The sequence below is a fragment of the Methylobacterium sp. GXF4 genome, from assembly GCF_000272495.1.
In the GTDB taxonomy this organism is placed as follows: domain Bacteria; phylum Pseudomonadota; class Alphaproteobacteria; order Rhizobiales; family Beijerinckiaceae; genus Methylobacterium; species Methylobacterium brachiatum.
This window is the reverse complement of the sequence record NZ_AKFK01000087.1, coordinates 24,315-45,854: the sequence shown is the minus strand read 5'-3', so window position 1 is coordinate 45,854 and position 21,540 is coordinate 24,315. Positions and strand designations below refer to the sequence as shown.

Annotated in this window: 13 protein-coding genes and 9 pseudogenes; 5 read left to right on the top strand and 17 right to left on the bottom strand. The window is 59.4% G+C overall.

The window, feature by feature from the left end; all coding sequences use genetic code 11:
- Window positions 1-218 precede the first annotated feature (218 nt).
- From WYO_RS25200 to WYO_RS25190, 3 genes are all read right to left on the bottom strand, one after another.
- The gene (locus tag WYO_RS25200) at window positions 219-485 is read right to left on the bottom strand and encodes a hypothetical protein (protein ID WP_007567943.1); all 267 of its coding nucleotides are present in this window, start codon (window positions 483-485) and stop codon (window positions 219-221) included.
- 38 nt (window positions 486-523) lie between these two features.
- Complete coding sequence (locus WYO_RS25195) at window positions 524-1,048, bottom strand: hypothetical protein (RefSeq protein WP_007567941.1); 525 nt, start codon at window positions 1,046-1,048, stop codon at window positions 524-526.
- A 500-nt stretch (window positions 1,049-1,548) separates the two neighbouring features.
- Entirely contained in the window at window positions 1,549-1,791 is a 243-nt protein-coding gene (locus WYO_RS25190; RefSeq protein WP_007567940.1) for a helix-turn-helix transcriptional regulator, read from the bottom strand.
- A gap of 101 nt (window positions 1,792-1,892) precedes the next feature.
- On the opposite strand from WYO_RS25190, the gene WYO_RS31790 reads away from it, so the two are divergent.
- Window positions 1,893-2,123: a hypothetical protein gene (locus WYO_RS31790; RefSeq protein ID WP_007567939.1), complete on the top strand. Its 231-nt coding sequence runs from the start codon at window positions 1,893-1,895 to the stop codon at window positions 2,121-2,123.
- Here WYO_RS31790 and WYO_RS30245 read toward each other — a convergent pair.
- The 3 genes and pseudogenes from WYO_RS30245 to WYO_RS32255 all read right to left on the bottom strand — a co-directional run.
- Window positions 2,078-2,239, bottom strand: a pseudogene (locus WYO_RS30245) (IS5/IS1182 family transposase); the annotation flags it as partial. The gene WYO_RS31790 and the pseudogene WYO_RS30245 overlap by 46 nt on opposite strands.
- Before the next feature lie 520 nt (window positions 2,240-2,759).
- On the bottom strand, window positions 2,760-3,680 hold the full coding sequence (locus tag WYO_RS30240) for a class I SAM-dependent methyltransferase (RefSeq protein WP_165486580.1): 921 nt from the start codon (window positions 3,678-3,680) through the stop codon (window positions 2,760-2,762).
- Window positions 3,681-4,775: 1,095 nt separating this feature from the next.
- Window positions 4,776-5,041, bottom strand: a pseudogene (locus WYO_RS32255) (IS3 family transposase); the annotation flags it as partial.
- A 2-nt stretch (window positions 5,042-5,043) separates the two neighbouring features.
- Between WYO_RS32255 and WYO_RS30235 the strand changes: the two are divergent.
- Window positions 5,044-5,352 (top strand): annotated as a pseudogene (locus tag WYO_RS30235) (transposase domain-containing protein); the annotation flags it as partial.
- A 48-nt stretch (window positions 5,353-5,400) separates the two neighbouring features.
- Here the strand turns inward: WYO_RS30235 and WYO_RS32250 are convergent.
- Together WYO_RS32250 and WYO_RS30225 are read right to left on the bottom strand one after the other, a co-directional pair.
- Window positions 5,401-5,630, bottom strand: a pseudogene (locus WYO_RS32250) (DUF6429 family protein).
- 189 nt (window positions 5,631-5,819) lie between these two features.
- Window positions 5,820-6,899 (bottom strand): annotated as a pseudogene (locus tag WYO_RS30225) (IS5 family transposase).
- A 239-nt stretch (window positions 6,900-7,138) separates the two neighbouring features.
- Here WYO_RS30225 and WYO_RS32245 point away from each other — a divergent pair.
- Window positions 7,139-7,282 (top strand): annotated as a pseudogene (locus WYO_RS32245) (IS256 family transposase); the annotation flags it as partial.
- Between the two features lie 199 nt (window positions 7,283-7,481).
- Here WYO_RS32245 and WYO_RS30215 read toward each other — a convergent pair.
- The 3 genes from WYO_RS30215 to WYO_RS30200 form a co-directional block, all read right to left on the bottom strand.
- Window positions 7,482-8,084 (bottom strand): class I SAM-dependent methyltransferase, encoded by a 603-nt coding sequence (locus WYO_RS30215; RefSeq protein WP_165486579.1) that lies wholly within the window; start codon window positions 8,082-8,084, stop codon window positions 7,482-7,484.
- 362 nt (window positions 8,085-8,446) lie between these two features.
- A complete protein-coding gene (locus WYO_RS30210) occupies window positions 8,447-9,334 on the bottom strand; it encodes a rhamnan synthesis F family protein (protein WP_280109753.1) in 888 nt (295 codons plus the stop codon).
- Between the two features lie 896 nt (window positions 9,335-10,230).
- Complete coding sequence (locus tag WYO_RS30200; RefSeq protein WP_007567931.1) at window positions 10,231-11,946, bottom strand: glycoside hydrolase family 99-like domain-containing protein; 1,716 nt, start codon at window positions 11,944-11,946, stop codon at window positions 10,231-10,233.
- 616 nt (window positions 11,947-12,562) lie between these two features.
- On the opposite strand from WYO_RS30200, the pseudogene WYO_RS30195 reads away from it, so the two are divergent.
- Window positions 12,563-12,776, top strand: a pseudogene (locus WYO_RS30195) (helix-turn-helix domain-containing protein); the annotation flags it as partial.
- A gap of 37 nt (window positions 12,777-12,813) precedes the next feature.
- Here WYO_RS30195 and WYO_RS29145 read toward each other — a convergent pair.
- Window positions 12,814-13,704, bottom strand: a pseudogene (locus WYO_RS29145) (IS3 family transposase); the annotation flags it as partial.
- Between the two features lie 91 nt (window positions 13,705-13,795).
- Here WYO_RS29145 and WYO_RS30190 point away from each other — a divergent pair.
- Complete coding sequence (locus tag WYO_RS30190; RefSeq protein WP_047170938.1) at window positions 13,796-14,392, top strand: IS110 family transposase; 597 nt, start codon at window positions 13,796-13,798, stop codon at window positions 14,390-14,392.
- Window positions 14,393-14,663: 271 nt separating this feature from the next.
- Here the strand turns inward: WYO_RS30190 and WYO_RS30185 are convergent.
- The 5 genes and pseudogenes from WYO_RS30185 to WYO_RS25135 all read right to left on the bottom strand — a co-directional run.
- Window positions 14,664-14,957 (bottom strand): annotated as a pseudogene (locus tag WYO_RS30185) (transposase); the annotation flags it as partial.
- A 253-nt stretch (window positions 14,958-15,210) separates the two neighbouring features.
- Window positions 15,211-17,274: a GSCFA domain-containing protein gene (locus WYO_RS31785; protein WP_007567924.1), complete on the bottom strand. Its 2,064-nt coding sequence runs from the start codon at window positions 17,272-17,274 to the stop codon at window positions 15,211-15,213.
- A gap of 401 nt (window positions 17,275-17,675) precedes the next feature.
- Complete coding sequence (locus tag WYO_RS25145) at window positions 17,676-18,737, bottom strand: hypothetical protein (RefSeq protein ID WP_007567922.1); 1,062 nt, start codon at window positions 18,735-18,737, stop codon at window positions 17,676-17,678.
- A gap of 44 nt (window positions 18,738-18,781) precedes the next feature.
- Window positions 18,782-19,753 (bottom strand): GDP-L-fucose synthase, encoded by a 972-nt coding sequence (locus tag WYO_RS25140; RefSeq protein ID WP_007567921.1) that lies wholly within the window; start codon window positions 19,751-19,753, stop codon window positions 18,782-18,784.
- A gap of 258 nt (window positions 19,754-20,011) precedes the next feature.
- Entirely contained in the window at window positions 20,012-21,061 is a 1,050-nt protein-coding gene (locus WYO_RS25135) for an FkbM family methyltransferase (RefSeq protein ID WP_165486577.1), read from the bottom strand.
- Window positions 21,062-21,540 lie beyond the last annotated feature (479 nt).

Sequence of the window (21,540 nt, the reverse complement as noted above, 5' to 3'; positions counted from 1 at the left end):
TTCAAAATACCGGTCAGGTCACTCCGGGCTGATCCAGACCACCCAAGGAAAGGGCCTTTTAGGGGGCGCGGGAATGAGGGCTTCTCCCGAGGGCGCCCCTTTTCCGAATAAAAAAATGGGGGCCCTTTTATGGGACGCCCAATAGCGGCGCGACATGCTTGGTCTTGGCCTCTTACCACGGCCCAGCCTGAGGCCACGGTGTGGGCTTCTTCGTGCCCTCAGTGTCGCCCGGCCGGCCGCGCACGGGTGAACGTGTCCAGACCGTCTGCCTCGACCATCGCGAGGAACGCCGCATAGGCTTCCGTCTCAGTCGCGAAGGTCTGCGCCCACTGGGTGCAGCCGCCGCCGAGGGCGACGACCGCGATCTGCCAGCGATCCTGCGTTCCGGCGAAGTGGTAGATTTCGACATCGACCTCGATGTCGTCTCGGGTGAAAGAGCCGGACAGCGGGGAGTGCTCGAACTCGCGGTCGTCGTCGTCCTCCATCCCGTCCCTCCCAGCATCGCTATGCGTCGGCTGGTCCGCTAATCAGCGACCTTGGCAGGTTCATCATCCGCCGGATCAGACTCCGTGCTTTCAGCCTCTTCGTTTTCAGGGTCATCGTTCTCTGGAGCTGCGGCTGGGGTGCCCGCCCGATAGAAGTCGCCGTTCCGAACCAATTCGCCGCTCGTCGACATCACGCTGAGGTACGTGGCCAGGGTGTTGGCTGCCACGTCTGCCAGACGCTCGGTGATCTGAGCGTGCGTCAGGCCATCAGAGCCGGCTTCCTCTAGAAGCGCTTTCAGCCGCCCCTTGGCAGAATTGGCCCGAGGCCCGCGGGGCCCACGGGTAGCACGAGGTTGACCGTCTTCCGCGGAAGCACGGCGGCGCTTCGGCTGGTTGTCGGCATGCTCGTCCATCGACGTGCCCTCCACGATCGATGCGAGCGACCGCTCGGCCATGCGGAGCTTCGTCAGCTCGCTGCTCACCCGCTCGTACTCGGCCTCAAGGGTCTCGCGCTGATGCCTCACGCTGGCCAGAGCCTGCGCGAGCGTATCGTCATTCGCCATCGGTGGATCGACTTCTTCGGTTTTGGGGCGTGGGCCTGCAGGCGTAGTCGCTAGGCGTATCAATTCGCCCTCTCAGGATCGTTAGGATGCGGGAAGCTGGCACCGGCAGCCCGCAGGGCCTGCGTCAGAGCGTTCAGCTGGGCGATCGTGACAGCTGGCTCGCCGGGGCTGTTCTCGGCTCGCGCCACAACGCTCACAGGCACCTTGGCGTGCTTGGCCAGATCTCTGGGTGCCCAGCGAAGGGAGAGCCGTGCCGCGAGTAGCTGCGGGCCCGTGATCACCCCTTCCGCTCCCGGAACCGAATCCCGGCCCCGCCGCCGTTCTCGGGGATGAACTCCAGGCCAGCGGTCATGCCGATGGCCATACTGTTGTGAGTAGCGTCGCTATCACCGCGGCCATCAGACAATCCGGTAGGGCATCGTCGCCACCCGCAGCCTCCAAGGCCCGCGTCGCGCCGACGAAGACCATGGCGATGCCCAGAGCCGATAGGCGGCGCCCGATCACACAGGGTCCTTCCGACGAAGCTTCACGCCGGGCTCGCCGCCGTTGGTGAATTCGACGCCGGCTTCGCGGAAGGCGGCTTCCAAAGCATGGATCGTTACCGACTTCGTGGACAGGAGCGGGCCGTCCATTTTCTCTAGCCGCTTCACAGTCTCAACCGAGACCCCCGCTTTTTCGGCGACGGTCGATTGCTCCCACCGGATCAGGGCCCGGGCAGCACGTAGCTGTTCAGCCGTCAGCAAAATACACCTCAGGGGTACTGCGATGCCTCTCAGGTGGTGATATCCCAAGCGACCCGTATTACACCCGGAGTGTATCAGACGCCACCTCGGGGGCCAAGACAATGTCGCACCGCACCGTCTTCTGGAACACTCTCTCCCGCAGCCTGCACGACAGCCGGCCGGCGATCGCCCCCGGTCTCCTGTCCGCAAAGGCCCGCATCGACATGACGGTGCGCACCACCCGCCGCCCGCTGTTCGATGCGGGTCAGTTCGACCGCGGCGCCATCATGTCGGCCGCACGCCACTACGGCCCCAGGTCTTGCGGGATCGCACGCCATTTGGCGCCATTCTGATGTCGCTACGGAATGACTGAGAGCGTGCGCGGCAGGCCCTATGGCGGTGTCTTCGCCTTCGGCCGGCGAGCTTCAACCAGTGGCTCCAAAACAGCCCATTGCGCGTCGCGCAGCACCGTCCCTCCTCAGTCGAGGGCAAAAAACGTATACTGAACCAGATGGTTCAGACGACGACCAACCCTAGAGATCCTTCATCTAAATGAACTAATCGACCGCCAAACCCGTGTACTCGTTACTCGAGCGGTATCAGCCCTGCGGGGGCATCTGCCTGCTTGCAGGCAGATGCCGATGCTTTTGCCTTGCGCCATCTGCACCTCGATCTGGCGTAGCATCATGACGATCTACTCCGCGCCCGGCCTTCGTCCTCGCCTCAACCCCAATTCCTTTGGTCCAAGTTGATGCTCTCGATCCATCGGGCTCAAAGCCGGCCAGTCAGGTCGACCCGCGCAGCATTAGCGCTACAGCCCCCCGTCAGGCTCAAACGAAGAAGCTAAACGCTGAAGGTCCGGCCCATCACAGAGTATGTGCTGGAACCAACAACAAGATGCACGACGATCCGCCCCGGAGGCGCTTGGGGATGCCACAGCGAATAACACTTCGCCCATTCCGGACGAAAATTCGAACGACAATGATGATTTACGAACTGGGTTTCTCCGCGACCAAGAAAGTCGCAGAAGCAAGTTCAAACATCTTATCACGGCTCAAACTTGCTACAAAATCTTTACCCATATCATTTAAGCTAAAATTAATTAACTGATCGACGGTCATAGATTTAAATTCTTTCTGGGCGGCATCAGGGAGACCCCAAGCATACGCCATCGCAACCCATTGCATCACCCAAATTGGATGATGATAAAACTTAACTTCATGGCTAACTACATTCAAACCACTGAAAAGATTTCTTAGGCCATCTTTTGTCATATTGTAATAATGATGCGGGTAACCATGATAGGGCTGCAAGAATGGCACGGCGGCAATAACTTGCCCCCCCTTCTTGAGAACCCGCTCAATCTCGCGTGCCGCCATGAAAGGGTCTTTCACATGCTCAAGAACCGCGTTTGAAATCACAAAATCAAAGCATTCGTCCTTAAACGGCAGATCCTCTCCCACTCCCAGAACATCGGTGGTGAGATACGGGGCGATCTCAAAATTTACCACATTGCTGTAGTATGTCGGCCTGAAGCCAGCTCCGTTATCCAAGATCCAACAGTCTGGGTTCGAAACAATGATTTCCTGTATTTGTTCGTCATATTCATGGGCAGAAACCGCGTCTGTAGGCACAACATTGGCGAGCTTCGCCAGCGCTGGTGACAGCCGATCTATAGCATGATAAGCACCGAAGCGGACCTCTCCAGATTCGCGAATCAGGTTCTCGATTACATATCGATTCTTGATATTTTTCGCCTCTATTATTTTTGACTCATTGTGGTATTTGCGATTCTCGCGAATACCATTTTGCTCAAAATGCACTTTTGCACTGTGGATCAACCCGCTATTCAATGCAGCAGCAATATCCGGATTGTACTTGATATACATATTTTCATCAAAGTTCTCCATGTTAACATCGATTAAAGTCGAAATTGCCGTCATATCTACCTCACAATGATGATGCTAGGAAGTACGTTTCTAAAAGCCGGACCGTCCGACGACAAATGACTTCAGACAGTATGTGGCCTTTAGGAACGAGAACTCTGGTTGATTAGGGTCGAGACGTTACGCAGCCTATGCGTGAAGGTGCAAGTGGCGGTCAGTTAGGGTCGAACGGTTTATCCTCATCCGCTCATATAGGATGTCTTCGCCGCGGGCGAGACAGACCCTTACAGGCGTCAGATTGGCCTGACTGTTATTTTTGACAGGACTAATTTAAAGTCTACTGCATGGTAGCGGCCATGGGTAGCCAAAAGGCCAGCTTCGCGAGGCTAACAAGTGCGGACGGCTGGAAGCGTAGCGGCAAATGCGGTCGGACACGCTTAGAGCTGGATTGCATAAGCTGATCACAATCTACGCCTCCATTAGCGAGCTCAAATTTATACGTTAGGTAATTTTTGCGCAAACTTCCGCTGAAACTCTCGCGATAGCAATCCCCTTGCGGAGATGATGGTGAGTTATACTAATTCCTTGAGCCGGATTTGGCAATCAAATTATTTCCTCTGAAATGGTCTTGGAACCATTCTTGCGGCAAATGTTCTTTGGAACCCTGTGTGGGCACATCGTGTCGGCCAATGTCTCAAACACTTCGAAGCTGTTAATACGTCAGACCACTCTCAGCGTGAGGCACGCCTGGCTGTCCGTTCGATAGGCTCAGGTTGAGGTCATCGCTCAGCGTCATGATGCGCAGGTCGGCCATCGTGGTACAGTTCACCGCCCGCATGCGTCGCTTAGGGGAAAGTGATGTTTCAGGCCTACCTTCCGCCGACCGAATTATAGGAGGACGCTGATGATCCCCGGATTAGATAGTTTTGCGTCTATGGTCGAGCCGCCGCGGACTATACAGAGAAGCTCTCGGCTCTCGTTGAAGGACTGAACTGGAAGCGCATTCCAGCGGCTCATCCGGCCAGCGTGACGGGGGCTCCCGGATGATTAAAAGACTGCGGTGGCCTTCATCGCAGGGTTAAGTCAACCCTTGATATTCTATAATCCGCTTCGTGAACACTGGCTATCTCCGCGGAGATGCCGATCGCTTTTTTTAGGACGACGCGCTCCATGCGCGTCCGGTCAGGTTCACGCCTCAGATAGGCGATCTCGGCGGCCTCGTCGGAGGAGGAAGCCACCAGGTTCATGGGCACGGCTCTGAGCAATCCGGCTGGCCGCGATGATGGAGAGCCGGCTGTCAGCGCCATGCACCACCGTCTCAGCATGGAGGGTTGGATCCCAAGTTCCGCCGCGATCTGGATCTGTGGTTGCCCGCTGCTTTCCAGCGGCGGATGCGATCCGCTACGCCCTGAGCTGCTGGGCGGGGCTGAGCCTGTTCCTCGACGACGGGCACGTTGAGATCGACTGCTACACCGTCGAGCGCGCGATCCGGACACTGGCTCTGAATCGCAAGAATGCCCTGTTTGCTGGTTCGGACGGCGGGGGGAAGCATTGGGCGGTGTTCGCCTCGTTAGTCGAGACCTGTAAGCTCATCGGCGTCGAGCCGCTGGCCTACCTAGCCGACGTCATCACCCGCATCGTCGAGGGCCATCCGCATTGCCGCCTCGACGAGCTTCTGCCCTGGGCCGATCCGAGCACACCCAAGCTCCAAGCGGTCGCCCTAGAACGCCGCGGCCCTGGCGGGTCAGTCAGGGGGTGTGAACAGGGTCCGGAACAGCGCCTCGGATTGGCGCAATCCTTCGTCGGTCAGCACCACCGACTTGGCGCGTCGACCGGATCGGCGATGAGCCCCTTGGCGTGGAGAAGGCCAAGCACGGCCCAATCAAAGCCCTTCCAGGCCCAACGCCCGTCGTGGAGCGTCAGCCACAAAAGGGCGAGCACCGCCTCGTCGATGCGCTCCTCGTCGACCGCCATCCAAACAGTTTAGCACGCCGCCCTCAGACCGGGCGTGGTGCCAGCCGATCGGACATTTCGAAGAACCGCATCATTGAAGGGGTTGGTCGATGATTTACCAAAGCCGGCAGCTTTGGCCTGATCGGACTGGCGTTCTGGCCGCCTGACGATCATTGGGAACGGGCCTTGGAAGCCCGTCCAGAGCCATTTTCAGGAGGCTATCGGCTGGGCTTCGATCCAGAGGAAGCGCTTGAGGTTGTAGGCGAGGTTGGCGAGCCCGATCTTGGTCCGGGCCCGGGCCAGGCCGATGGTGCGCACGAACAGGCCGAAGCGATGCTTCCGGGCCGCGACCATCGTCTCCACCCCGGAGCGGACCTTGGAGCGGGAGCGGCTGGCCTTGCGCTGGGACGGCGTCAGGTCGTGGCCGGGCTGGCGCCGGAAGTGGATCTTCGAGCGCCGGCCGTGCTTGGCCAGATGGGCTTCGTTGATCTTTGAGCGGTAGGCAGTATCCGCCCAGACGTCGCTTGCCGTGTTGGCCGGATCGAGGACGTTGGCTAGTTGCGCCCCGTCGTGGGCGGCCGCACTGGTGACGGCGAAGCGGCGGACGAAACCGTATGTGTGGTCGATCGAGACGCGGGTCTTGTAGCCGAACACCGGGGCGGGGATCTCGACCTTGGCCTTCGTGCCGCCCGCCTTCGCCGGCCGCGCCTTGGCCCGATTCAGCGTCCAGCGGGCGTCGCAGTCCTTCTGCGCGAGCTATTTTGGTCTGGCCGCCCACGCGTCCGGGATCTTGCCCTCTTTCAGAGCCGCCTTCTCGGTATCGGTGTTGCGCTGACGCGGAGCCGCGATGATCGAGGCGTCGATGATCTGTCCCGACATCGCAAGGTAACCTTTGCCCTTCAGCCAAGCATCGAAGGCGGCAAACAACGCATCGATTGCACCAGCCCGTGTCAGGTGCTCGCGGAACAGCCACACCGTCTTGGCATCCGGCACCGCATCCTCGAAGCCAAGGCCGAGGAAGCGCATGAACGACAGCCTGTCCCGGATCTGGAACTCTGTAGCGTCGTCCGACAACGTGTAGAGCGTTTGAAGGATCAGGATCTTGAACATGAGAACCGGGTCGTAGGGCGGGCGACCGCCCTTCGTGCCATCGGACCGCTTCAGGGCGGTCGCCAAATTCGGCCGAAACGCTTCGAAGTCGATCAGGGCTGCGAGCTTCACCAGCGGGTCGCCGTTCTCCGACAGACGCTGATAGCGCTCGTCCAGATCGAAGAACCCTGGCTGACCCATTCGAGCCTCCCCAACGCCGACAGCATCAGGGAATCACGGTATCACTTCGCAGGGAGGGGGTATTTCGAGGTGTCAGATCGGTTACCAAAGAGCCCCAGGCAGGACGCCGCCACCGCACGAACACTGGTGGGGATCGGGCTCAACGAATGTATCAGGACCGTCGAGCAACATGCGGCTATGCAGGGGGACTGTCAGAAATTTCGTGTGGGCGGCCATCGCGAACTCGAAGGAGGTTTCCGATGGCACGACGCAAAGCACCTCACATCGGTGAAGCACGCGTGGACCAGTTGCTGGCCGGGGCCGCCCCCAACACGGCATTCGAGTCCGAGGGCCTTCTGGACGCGCCGAAGATGGCCTTGGCCAAGCGGGCACTCAACGCCGATCGGGCGGAACCCAGCCTGGTCTGCTCAGCTTCCTCGTGTTGTCACCCGCTACGAGCGCCAGGCCGAGATTTATCTTGCTTTCACAACGCAGACCACAGACTTCACCGTCGGGCACTTCACTAAACGACAGTTTTATCGAACGTTCAGGCCAACTATTTCAAACCCCCTTTAAAACCGACCTAGCGAAAGAATTCGGCAGTCAAACCTTAGTAAAAGCTAACTGATACAAAGACTGGCCACGGATTATCTTGATATTTTTGTGGTAGATATTCGTAAAACAATCAATCCCAAACTTTGGCGACTGAGCTAAATCGTGACTAATATCCCCCGCGATACTCCAAATATAATCATCGCAGATCATTAGCCCCCCAGGACGAAGCATATTAAAAGACAAAATTAGATCCGCTATAACATCTTGCGACTCGTGCGAACCATCAACATAAATGAAATCGGCGAGACATTTTCCATGATTCAGTTCTACGAGGGCCTCAAACGACTTCTTTTTATGTATGACCACCTTGTGCAGATTACCAGTTGCACGTATATTTGAATTAAATCTGTCATATAAGCCATCAAGTTGATCAGGGCTATATTCCTGCCCCCCCTCGAATGTATCAATGCAATGCAGTTTACTGCGATCATTCTTCAATAAGTTTTGCAAGATCCAAACAGATGACCTCCCCTCAAAGGATCCGATTTCCACGGCACATTTTATCTCATCTGCATTCCAACCGATTGTGTTGAAAATCGTCATCCAATTCGGGATGTTAGTTGAAAACCAATCCTCGCGAAAATTAAACACGCTCATCTCCTGGCAACTCACCCTCAAAAAATTAGCCGCAAGCGACTATTCAGTACCCTCATCGCACAATGAGGAACGGACTTCCAGTGTGAAAGCCGGCGAAGCAGCATGCCATCTTTGGTCATCCCGACCGCTTGTGTCCACGACAGCCGAGTGGCGAAGTGCGTGAACTTTCAAGTGTCAATTGCCTGATCAATCGCTGTATCGAGCAATGAATTCGGCCAGCCAAGTCATACAGATCCAAAACAGTCCCATACAAAAACGAAAATACACCCCAGCTCGTCAACTTGGACTCAAACATATCTTAATAAAATTATCTGGAGTAATCCAAAATTCATCTGGAGCATAAAACGCCCCAATACCTACTTATCCCCTCCCCTAAGATATTTCCTTCTGAGCTCGAGAAACGGCTCAGAAGGTATTATTCTTTCCAAGTGCCTGATGATAAGCCCAAGCTCATACCAACGATGCCGTTCCAGATACTTGAAGACTGCCGATAAATTCGCGTCCAGTGGGTTGTCCCTAAGCAGCTCAATTTTCACGAAGGGAACACCCGCTCTGAGCGCATGTCCCCAAAAGAGCTGCATGGGATTTGGACCATCTTCTTCAAGATAGTATCGTTCTTGATTCAAATTAGCAGTCTCACCAGAGAACAAATTATCCTGCAACGCGGCATGACGATCTTGGATTGTAAGATTCCTCATATCCACAACGGCGCCGATAGAGAACCCTTCCGCGCACAACTCCTGTGAGAGGCCGATTTCATAACGTTGGATAATTTCATTTTTATCATGGAGAACTTCAATACGCGACCAAAATGTTTCAAGAAACTGAGACCGAATTATATTTTCGTTGAACGTCATGAAGAAACTTTGGATGTGCGGAGCAAACTGCATACTCAAGGTAGCGCCCCATACATCAACCGGTATAGATCTGCCACGACCCATAAAAACCTCGATATCATTCACGGGGCCGTAGAAACTATCATTAACGAAAGATATTTCTTTGCATCGCTCAACGTTTAGCTCTTCAAATCCTGTCCGCCAACTCACGAAATCATAGCCACGATTTTCTTTTACTACAAGCTTATCGGCGTATATTAGAATACGAGAGCGCTGGACGGTATCGAGCATCGAAGTAGAGACCACAACTATATAATCAAAATACCGCCTGTAACATCTCAGAGAGTATACGAAATAGTCGTCGGCAAGATCGTGCCGATCAAAATGTGATACAACCGCTACTTTCATTGGTTCACAGAACCCCCGCATATTCATTGCGAAATCTTGGGGGCAAATAAACGTTATACCCCCAGCGATCTATAAGTTTCTCAAACACACCAGGCCAGCAATGCGGCGACGGACACCGGCCATTGAGTGGCACACGTGCAGTGAATCTCCAAAGAGCATTCGTCATTACTTCCTTGGTTTCATATCCTTCGACATATCTCAAGCTTCGGAATGAATTCTCGCCGTGAAGACGATAATTGTACAACCTCTCGGGTAGAAAATAGGGCTCGACGTAGAACAGAGATCGCAACACAAAATCCCAATCATGCACATAAAGATAGCTGTTAAAAGGACCGACAACATCGATTAGACGTCGAGACATGAACATGTTGCCAGTAGTAACTGCTAATTGATTCTTAAGGAAAGCAAATCCTAAGCTCGGATATAATGACGCCGAGTCTTTCTCAACTCGCCGCAGAAACTGGACATACTCGTTATTTTCCAGGACCCGATCCGTCGGATCAGTATAATTAAGTCCTGTGTATATAAATTCCTGACCGTAACGTTCAGCAATTTGTACGCATGACTCTATCCGACCTGGCTCAAAGTAATCATCAGAGTTTAAAACATTTACGTACTTACCATTGGAGTACGATATAGCTTTGTTTATCGTTCGCGCCGCCCCCATGTTAGTTTGAGACACAACTAAGGCTGAAGGATAATTATTCCCCAAAAAATCCCGAGCTAACTCAAATGTACCGTCAGTTGACCCGTCATCGACCAGAATTATCTCTATAGGCCTATAGACTTGGCGAACAACAGACGTCAACGCGCGGATGATGTACTTCTCGTGGTTGTACGACGGCACAATCACGCTGACTAGTGGGCTGCTCATCTTAAATCCTATTTAATACTTCCTAAAGCGGTCCTACCAGAAGTTTACTAATTGCTTGTTCGTACCCTCGAATTATATTAAGCAGCTTGATCTCATCCGAATCGCGCTCGCTATAACTCCCACCATTGCGCAACCGAGTCAGAATAGAAATTACTTCAAATTCGATATTAAGGCTATTTAACGCTGACTGTACGGCTTCCAAATAAGCGAATTTGTTTTCTTCGTCTGGCTCAAGGTGAGCTCCTTCCCCCCACTCGTTCCAAGCGTTGATAAAAACCATAGGCTGACGCCCACTTGCCATCAGCATGGACTGCCGCATCAAATTGAGAAGCCAACGATTGAAATCTTCAGGGCTTGGATTAGCAAAAATATGGGGATTATTTTGCCGACGAGCTGTATTGTCCCAGCCAGGGAATGCGCATCTATGCCAACAATAATCAGGCACCGGTTTTCTTAATGCGAAATCGACACTTTTTTTATAGTCGAGCACTGTTCCGGCAAATTCTTGGTTTACGTACTCTATGGGATACTCGGGAACATTATTCGGCACAAGCCATCCGTGCGGGGGGAACTCTACAGCGGCGTCGAACCCCCAATCTCTAGGGTCACCAATACCATAAAATTGCACAGCACATAGATGCAAGTCACCAAGACCCGCTAATCGAACTTCGTTGCGCCAGATTTCTGCAGTTGCTTTCGAATCCTCCATCAAATCGACTCTATATACAAGCAATACAAGCTTATCGTCATGCCGAAGATATCTGGGATGCGCGAGATACTTCATCGCATCTTTTATGAATGATCGATCGGTTTCGCTGGAATGATTTTGTTCTAGAAGAATATCTTTTTCTTTTCCATCCCAGGTCCTTGTCCAATTTTCGTTGGCCCAGCAGACGCAGAAATCCATAGCGATACTGCTGTCATTTAGCCTAGCGTCGAGCGGGGTTTCCAAGACTCTTCGGCCGTTAAACCAGTACATATAGTAACAAAATGCAGATATGCCGTATTTTTTCGCGAGCTCGGCCTGGTCCCGCTGCACGCTCGGCTGCGAAAGGTCATAGTAATTACGATTTAATGGGATGTGAGGCTGCGCATGCCCCTTATAGTTTGGTTTGGCTTTTTTTACGTTTGTCCATTCAGTGAATCCTTCGCCCCACCAATCGTCATTTTCTTTAACTCGGTGATACTGTGGCAGGTAGAACGCAACGACCTTGGGCACCGAGAAACTAGTCGCGGCAGATGCTGATCTGATCCTGGCAATATAACTCATATTATTATTCTTCGATACCGGGATACTACCGTCTTTATCGAGTTTATATGCTCTATTCTCAAACCTTCCGTAAGTAAGATAGTGAGCTTGGGCGTCGGCGCCCTTGGCGGCCACATCAGGATTCAAACGCAGGTAAGTGTCAGGATCAAAGTCATCAGGTAGAGAAGCCGGGTCGATCTGCTCAAGCTTATAGGCACGGCCCTCGCTTCGGCCAGACGTCAAATAATGTGCGTGCGGATCAACGCCCTTGGCGGCCACATCAGGATTTAAGCGAAGATACGTGTCCGCATCGAACTCGGCCGGGAGCGATCCAGCATTGACCTTGTCAAGCTTATACGTTCGACCTTCGCTTCGACCCGCAGTTAAATAATGTGCGCCGGCATCGATGCCCTTGGCTGCCACGTCTGGATTCAAACGCAGGTAAGTCTCGGGATCGAAATCCTCAGGAATAGTGTCAATATCATTCATGCTTATTACGCTTATCCTTCAAAAACTAAGTTATTGCTGTGTTTTGGTATGTCGGCGTAGACTTCAGACTAACTAAGCCGGGACGGCCAGATTTCGGCAACCTTTGAAAAGCAACAAGGCCCAACGTACTCACGACCATGCCCTAGCTTGACATTTGACATCCTGGATGCGTCCATCAATTCGACAAGTCCATTCTGATCAACCCCGCTAGACGGTTTTTTGGAGTGGCTTCGTCGGTGGGATGGTGCGACGTTCTGATACCACATACCACAGCCCACTACGATCGGAAGAGGCTCAGCTGGGATCTTCCGCTTTGCATCCTTCGAAGCTGGAGCTCCCGGCGATGCAAGGCGTGAGGCGAACGGCCGGCGTACTGGTGCTTTCATAAGCACTGGCGCGCGGTGATCGCTGAGATCGAAGCCGATCAGGGGCAGGATCTTCAGCCATGTAAAGTCGTCAAGTTCATGATCGATAGCTCGTATGCCCGAATTTGCTATATTCGGGTAGGCAAAGATCTCCAGTCGCGCGCTTCGTCTAAGTTTTGTGCAGCAGTTGAATTCTGACGGCTGTGCCGACTCGGCCTTCGTTTTGCGCTGTACCCTGCGGGTCTGGCGGGATGCGCAGCGACGTCTGCTTGATGCTTCCCGCCTCTGATCGCCTTCGGCTCGAGGGCCTCGTGACTGACCGGAATACGCCGCAGAAGCATGTCTGGCGCCCGCATTGTGCTGCTGAGCGCTGATGGCCTGGGCACGCATGCGATCATGCGTCAGGCGGGCATGTCCAAGACCGCGGTCTGGCGCCGACAGGAGCGCTTCGCGCGGGACGGCCTCGATGTGTTCCTCCCTCGGCATCGCGTACACAGGGAGATCAGTTTGCAGTCCCCTCGACTTGCTCGGGCGTGAGGTAGCCGAGTGCCGAATGGATGCGTTGCCGATCATAGTAGCCCTCGATGTAAGCGAACAGGTCGCGTCGGGCCTCGTCCCGGGTTGCCCATCATCGCTGATGGACGAGTTCGACCTTGAGTGTGTGGAAGAAGCTCTCCATCGGGGCATTATCGTAGCAGCAAGCCGTGCGACTCATCGACGGCTTCGCCCCCATGCCGGCGAGCTGCCTCCGGTAGGCCTCGGCCGCGTACTGGGTGCCGCGATCCGAGTGACAGATCAACCCGGCGGCCGGCCGCTGCCGTTGGGCCGCCATCATCAGCGCCGCCACGCTCAACTCGGTGCGCATGTGATCGCGCATCGACCAGCCGACGATCTTGCGCGTGGCCAGATCGAGGACGGCAGCCAGGTACAGCCAGCCCTCGCCGGTCGGCAGATAGGTGATGTCAACCCACCAGACCGTGTTGGGCTGCGCGGCCGAGAAATCCTGCTTTAGGAGATTGGGCGCGATCGGGAATTCGTGGCGGCTGTCAGTCGTGCAAGGCCGGAATCGACGCCCCGCCAGGGCACGGATGCCATGCCGGCGCATGAGGCGCCCTACCCGGCCCCGGCTGGCAGACCGACCGTCAGCCCGTAGGGCGGCATGCACGCGTGGGGCACCGTAGCGCCGATGGTGTGCGGCATGGATGCGCCGGACGTCGTCCAGGACCTGGCGGTTGGAGGCCGAGCGGGCGCTCTCAGGCCGTGACCGCCAACCGTAGAAACCACTGGATGAGACTCCGAGCACGCGGCACATGAGACGCACCGGCCAGGTCCGCGCATGCTGCTCGATGAAGGCGAAGGTCACTTGGGCATCTCCGCGAAGATGCCGATGGCTTATGGGATGGCCCGCCCCTTACCGAACCGTCGTGGCATTCTCCTGTCACGAACATGTGGAGGGATCTGGAATGGCGAAGAGCTTGATCGCCGTGCTGGGTATCGACCTTGGCAAAAATAGCTGCAGCCTCGTCGGCTTCGATGTCGCCGGCGGCGTGGTTCTGCGCCGTCGCGCGCGACGTGAGACGGTCGTCGGTCTGACGGCCAAGCCGCCCGCTTGCATCGTCGCGATGGAGGCGTGTTGCGGCGCCCATCATCTCGGACGCTTGCTCGAAGCCCAGGGCCACACCGTCCGTCTTATATCGATTCCGGGCATCGGAACGATGACGGCTACGGCTCTGCGTGCGGCCGTCGACGACGGTAGCACCTTCGCGCGTGTCCGCGATCTGCCGGCTTGGCTCGGCCTCGTACCACGCCAGCACACGACGGGCGGCAAGCCGAAGCTGCTCGGCATCAGCAAGCGCGATAACGCTTACCTGCGCGGGCTGTTCATCCACGGAGCGAGAGCGGCGCTACCCTCGATGGCCAAGGCTGAGGACGCGACCGGCCGATGGCTGCGGGGTCTGCTGGCACGGGCGCACTACAATGCGGTGGTGGTCGCGCTCGCGGCCAAGCTCGCCCGGGTAGCATGGGCGACGCTGTGGAAAGGCGTGAGCTTCGAGCGCCAGCCGGAGCCGGCTCACGCCTGAGACATCGCAAAAGCTTGACCCTAACCGGAGCACGAGCGACCGGCGCGGGTCCATGAGGTCTGCGGGAGGACAATGAAGATGGCCTGACGGTCGAGCGGCGTTCCGGAAGCCTGGCAAAAAAGCGGCTCTTCGAGGCCGACGTGCTTATGAGGCCCGGAGTGTGCGGCTCTCCATCTTGGCGGCGGCCACTGCGCCGACATGCCGGATACGTTTATGCAGACCGAATAGAGGCGCCTTCATCGACCACCTTGCAGACGGGGCGGGCCATACGTTTTTTTAGCACGTCGCGCTCCATGCGCGTGCGGTCGAGCTCACGCCGCAGTCGGGCGATCTCGGCGGCCTGATCGGATGGGGACGCAACCGGGCTTGGTGGCGAGGCTCCCGTCCATCCAGCTGACCGCGGCCCGGGTGAGGCCCCGTTCAGCATGGCGCGCCACTGCCGCAACATCGAGGGCTGGATCCCGAGCTCGGCCACGACCTGCATTTGCGGCCGGCCGCTGCTCTCCAGCAGGGCGACCGCTTCGCGTTTGAACTCAGGTATGAACTGTCGTCTCGTCTTCGCCATTCGACACCTTCCCCGCTCAGGATGAGCGTATCAGAGGTGTCCGCGATGCCGAGGGAGGATCAAATTTGACCTTCGCCCGTTCTTTGCTCCAGGCTGTGTGATCGCTGCCCGTACGGCATCCAAATCCTGTATCGATCGCTGTCGCCCTGACGCTGCACCCAACGGCCGTGAGTTACCGCTCAGGGATGCAGGCGTGTACCGATCCCCGGTCGCCCAAGAGCCGGCACTACGTAAGACCCGTCCTCGCGACGGATCAGCCCGTCGCGTCCAGCGCCTCTTCATCGCACAGGATCTTCGATGATTGAGCGAATTCCACCCGCAGCGCGTCGTCCTGACGGGGGTTCGGCTGAGGCGAGGCCGCCATGTAGTGCCGGCCGAACACCCGCATCACGTGCGCCACCCCGCTCTCCGCCACCGAGCGGTGATCGGCCTCGAAGTAGGCGCCGGCGCTGTGCCAGCTGGTGATGATCTCGTAGGAGGGGAAGTAGTCCACTCCGACGTGGTCCTGGCAGATCTCCCCCACCGCGGCCCGCAGAACCGACTTGCTGTAGGTCGTGGACACGAGCACATGACGGCCCTCGTAGGTGGCGACCAAGGGCACGGGCGATACGGTGAGCAGGATCTTGAGATCGGGGTTGCGCTCGCGGATGAAGATGATGAACGCCGTCAGGTCGGCCAGCACTTCCGCCGCGGTCAGGTTGGCGAACCGGTACTGCGACGGATCCGGCGGTTGCGCGACGACCCCGGGGGCGACCGGGAACACCGCGCCGTCGGCCGTCGATTCCCAGATCTCGGTCAGACCGACGGTGAAGATGAACAGGTCGCTCTCCTCGAACATCCGCCGGACGGCGGCGAAGTGCTCCGGCAGCGCCTGCGCCACCTCTGGCTCCGAGCCGTATCCTTCGGGCGTGATCTGCGGCCGGAACGGGTCGACGTAGCGGCCGTCCGGTCGAATCCAGGCGATGTCGCGCGGCTGAAACTGGCCGTAGGCGCGGTGCGCCAACTGCAACAGCTGCCGGGCGCTGTAGATATTCCCGAACCGGGCGCTGAACAGCTCGGCTCCGCCCGGACCGGGCTCGGTGACGTGGTAGTTGAACCCCCGCGCGATCAGCGTCCGCGCGATGTGCTGGGCAAAGCAGCTGCCGGCGGTGGCGATCCGGTCGGAGGGGGTCAGCCGGAACTTCGGCTGGATCACCGGGTCGAGGTCTGCCGACGCCACGCCCGCCATGGCCCGGCTCCAGAACTGATGATCCGGCAGGTTCCGGTAAGGGTTGGAGCTGCGTCGCGCCGGTGACGTTAAGTTTTCGAGATCGCGATACCGGTCCGCCTGAGCCGTGAGACGGTCGCACTGGATGTCCGACGGGGCTTGGCTCTCATACGCGGCGAAGGAGCCGGCCACGAAGCCCTCAAGGTCGAGGATGCGAACCGGCGCCCCGCCGGCCTTGAACTCAAAGCTGCCCGCGAGGCCGAGCCGCTCGGCGATCGGCGGGTAGACGGGCCAGATCGGGCCGGCCAGGAGCGGGTCGGCGAGGAACCGCTCGACCCCGCGAACCGAGGGCGCGAGCCCGGCCGCGTCGAGTACACGCTCCGCGATGCGGGCGACCGCCGCGAGGGTGGGATGATTGACGGCGTGGCAGAAGGGAACCTGCCGCTTCAATGAGGCCAGCAGCGCCGCGCCATCGAGCCCGGCCAGATCGCAATCCTCGACGAGGCGCGCGTTCGAACTGGCGGCGTAGGTGAAGTACCCGAGCCGGTCGAACACCCGTTCGCAGTAGAGACCGACCGTCTGCTTGACGCTCAGCCCGCGCAGCCAACCGTAGATCGCCAGGGCTGAATTGTAGTCGTGCAGGGGGCTCTTGAGCGCCGTACCGCCCGCCCGGGCATAGACCAAGTCTGGGTGGAAGCCCGCGTGATAGAAGGTAGGCCAGAGCCTCACCCGCGGGACCTGTCGATCGGGGATGATGGCGCTGTTGTCCTTGAGCGCGGCGAACTCGGTCTGCAGCAGGATGACGTCGCTCACCGCTACGGCCTCGGTGCTCGACACGCCGAGATGGATCCCGTGGATCTCGGCGTCGGGCAGCATCGTGCGCAGGCAGGCAGCGAGGACGGGGGCTTGGCAATTGCCCATCACGGCGATGCGCGTGACGGCCGCGTCCGGCGGCCCGATGACCTGCACCCGACCCTCCAGTCGGCCGTGGAGATCGAAGTGCAAGCGCGCCGAGATCCCGGTCGCCTTCACATCGGGGTTTGCCGCGAGATAGCCGTCGGAATTAAAGTTCTCGTCGGTGGCGATCTCGACATTCACGGGTGCGCTCATAGCTGAAACTACCAATCCTTGGACGATGCGCCACCATCTTCCGATCATGAGGACGGAGGACAGCGGCCGGAAACGGGTACATCGACACGGATCCGATCCGGTTCGGCCTCAGGCTCGCAAAGTGTGAATTCTGTTCAAGACATCCCCGATCTTAGCCCGCAGAACGAAGCTGAGACTGGGATGAAGAAACCTGTAGGCGCTGGAACCTCGACCGCACGAGCCATCCTATCACAGCGAGCGCATGATCGGTCGTGGGCCCGCGCGCAGAGCAGGCGGTCCGGTCCCGAGCGCGATGCATCGAAGCCTACATGCCGTCGGCCGGCTCTCTCACGCGCACGGATCCACCGCGGACGCCGGCATCGCGGACGGCCGATCCGCTCCTCATCAACACGGCCGATGTATCACCCATATGCCACTGCCGAGGAACCTGTCTCAGCCTCCGCCCGGTCATCGAGCGCGCCCTGAACCTCCACCAGGAGCCGGTCGGCCATCATTTGCCGGCCCTCCGACGTGACGTGGACGATGTCGGTGAACAGGGGACGGCTCTCCGCCTCGAACATCCGGCTCAAGTCCCGAACCGCGAAGTGCGAGCCCGCGCCGCACTGCGGTTTCAGCCGTTCAAGGACGCCCGCGAAGCGCGTGTATTGCCGATCGAGATAGGCCAGGAACTCCTCCGAGGCGGCCCGGGCCTCGTCGCCCACGCGTTCGGATTTACGGACCACCGTGGGCTGGAGCAGGAAGCGGATCTGCGCACCGACACCGGGCGCGAGGCGGGCGAGGCGCTTCAGCGCCAGCTCGAACTGGCGCACCACCTCCCACTCCCAAGGATCCGACTGCCAGTTCGTCAGTGCCCGCAGGTTGTCGAGCCGGCCGAAGATCAGCGCCTGGAGGCTGTCGTAGGATAGATCCTCGGCGTCCGCGTTCACTTTCGTCGTGTTGAAGAAGTAGTCGTACAGGGTTTCCTGAGCGAAGTGATTGTACGGGTACCCGGCGCGCGGGTCGAAGCTCCAGGGCTGGAAGATGTCCGTGGCGCCGCCCAGCACGAAGATCACGTCGGGCTGAAGGTCCATCAGCCGGGTCGTGATCAGGGCGATCATCTGGTTCAGGCAGGCCGAGGTCGCGCCGAAATTGTAGACCCGGGCGCCCTCACCGTGGAGGCGCTTCAGGCCCGTCTCGAGGCGCCCGGGAATGGTGTCGGCGAAGACCTGGCCGTCGACCAGCGTGCTATCGCCGACGACGAAGACGCGCAGCGTCTCGGACGCGGGGCGCGCCTCGGGATGGCTGTCGTTCCGGTATCCGAGCGCGTCGTAGCGCCAGCCCTGTCCCGCCGCCGCCGAGAGCGGCTTGCCGGCGAACTGCGTATAGGGCGCCGGGAAGCGGATGTTCGAATCGAACGTGTGGAAGTCGCGCAGGAACTTGCGCCGTCGCGCCTGCTCGGCATCGTCAGGGGCCCGCGGGGCCATGCTGGTTCTCCTGCCCGATTGGGGATGTCGCGCCGCGGACGTGATCAGCCGCGCAGCGTGGCGTGGTTCTCGAGGAACCAGCCATAGGTCTGCCGCAATCCCTGCTCCAGGCCGATCTCCGGCTGCCAGCCCATGGCGCGCAGGCGCGACACGTCCATCAGCTTGCGCGGCGTACCGTCGGGCTTGGTCGCGTCGAATTCGAGCCGGCCCTCGTAGCCGATCACCCGCGCCAGGGCCTCTGCCAACTCGCGGATCGTGCAATCCTCGCCGGTGCCGACATTGATATGCGACAGGTCCGGACGGGTGTTGGCGGCGTAGACCGCGTCGTTCAGCTCCATCACGAACACGCTCGCGCGCGCCATGTCGTCGACATGCAGGAACTCGCGCATCGCCCGGCCGGTGCCCCAGACCGTGACGGAGGCGCGGCCCTCCTGCTTGGCCTCGTGCAGGCGCCGCATCAGCGCCGGCAGCACGTGGGCGTTCTGCGGATGGAAATTGTCGTTGGGGCCGTACAGGTTGGTCGGCATCACGCTGCGGTAGCGCCGGCCGTACTGCCGGTTGTAGCTCTCGCACATCTTGATCCCGGCGATCTTGGCGATGGCGTAGGGTTCGTTGGTCGGCTCCAGCAGCCCGGTCAGCAGCGCGTCCTCGCGCATCGGCTGCTCCGCCAGCTTCGGGTAGATGCAGGAGGAGCCCAGGAACAGCAGCCGGTCGACGTCGCTGGTGTGTGCGGCGTGGATGAGGTTCGACTGGATCAGCAGGTTCTCGTGGATGAACTCGGCCGGGTAGGTGTTGTTGGCGTGGATGCCGCCGACCTTGGCGGCGGCGAGGTAGACCATGTCAATCCGGTTCTGGGCGAAGAAGGCCCGGACCGCGGCCTGATCGAGCAGATCCAACGCCTGCCGGTCCGCCGTGAGGATCCGCCCGTAGCCCAGCTCGCGCAGCCGGCGCACGATCGCCGATCCCACCATCCCGCGGTGACCCGCAACGAAGATGGTCCTGTCCCGCCCGTCCATCACGCGTCCACTCCCCGCGGCAAGCCCAGTTGCCGCCATCCCCTCGTTCCAGCCGACCTCGCCGCATAACCAAGCGCTTTTTTGGCATTTGCGATCGGGGGCGGGTTGTCCCGGAACGACCCGTTTATCCCCGGGTCTGGCAAAGCACCCCGGGCGGCCACGCGGAGGATGACGGGAAATCCGCCGCCCGGAGGGGATCGGCGCCAAGCTAGGACTATAACGGAGTGAGATCGACGGCGCGGGTAGAGGCCGATCGGCTCAGAACACCCGCACTTTGTCGAGGTGCAGGAACGCGCGCTCGGCCAGTTGCAGGCGGACGTACCGGGCGCGCTCGCCCGCGAGCCGAACCTGCAGCGGTCGGCCATCGGCACCGCCGAACGTGCGGCCGCCCTGATCGTGCACGCACCGCCAGGTCTCGCCGTCATCCGACAGGAGCACGCGCAGGGTCCGCGAACGCTCCCGGGCGCAATCCATGCGGTTGAACACCCGCACCTCGTTGAGCGGGCGCACGGCCTCCAGATCCACCTGCCACCACGGCGCGTCCTCGATATCGGTGTGGAAGCCCGGCCGCCCGGTCAGCGGACCGTCGACGCCGCCCTGCGGGCCGTTGGCGGCGTCGAAGTACGACCATTCGCACAGGCTACTCTGCGCCGCCGGCCGGCCCTCGCTCACAACCCCGTCGTACTCCGGCATGCTGACCGCGGGCCTCGGCCGGCAGTAGAACGCCTCGCCGTGGCCGGCAGCGTCGAGATTGAGCCAGCGCAGGCGCAGGTCGAAGCCGCGCAGGAACCCCGTGACCTCGTCCAACGTGCAGCCACCTTCGTAGAGCGGCGCCTCGCTCACCTCGATGTACACCCCGTCCAGAGCCGGGAGGGTCTGCGTGGCCCCCTGCAGCACCCGCAGGTCGGAGCCCTGCGCATCGATCACCAGGAGATTGGGCACCCGGCCCGGGCTGTGCTCGGCGACGATCCGGTCGACGGTGGTCGTCACCATCCGCTGCGCACCGGTATAGACGATGTCAGGATGGTGATCGGCATGTGCGCCCAGCGCGAGCAGGCTGGAGGACTGGCCGCCGTTGCTGGCGACGTTGAATATGACCTCCTCGCCCGTGCGCTCGGCACAGACTGCCCGGATCGCCCGGTGGAACGGCATCCCGGCGAGGTTAGCCTCCAGGATCGCGAACGCTCCGTCGACCGGCTCGACGTACAGGCACGGGCTCGCGCCGTTAGCCGCGTAATCGTGCCGTTCCTGGCCCTCGTTGGCCCCGATGTGGAGAATGCTCTCCACCCAGTGGCCCGCGCGATTCATCTGTTCCAAGGCATCCAGCATAGATCACTCACAGTGGCGGAGGACGGCGTCGATCGCGCCCCACGACACCGACAGCTTACCGGAAGGGGGGGTGATCAAGGTCGTCGGGACGCGTTCGCGGCACCGCTGGCCGACGCTAGGTTCGCGTTCTTAAACCCGAAAGGTGTCGCGGCATTGGGGCGAGGGCAAGGCCGACCGCGGATCGGGCGTAAGAGCCTCACATCCGACGGGAAGACGCGTGTCGGGCGCAGCCGGGGCAGGAGGTAGACAGCGCATGCGCTGGAGCTCCGTGTAGCCGCCATTCGAGTGCCGCCACCGCGATCGCCGCTCGGGGATGGAGACGTCGTAACGCGCGCGTCCAGACCGGAGCTGCGGGTGAGGATGGGGGCGTCCTGGCGCCGGCAGGCTGCAATGCAGGTATGGGCGTGACGGCGGTGCCCTGCGATTTCAATGCATCGGTTTGGTCGGCCCATGCGCGC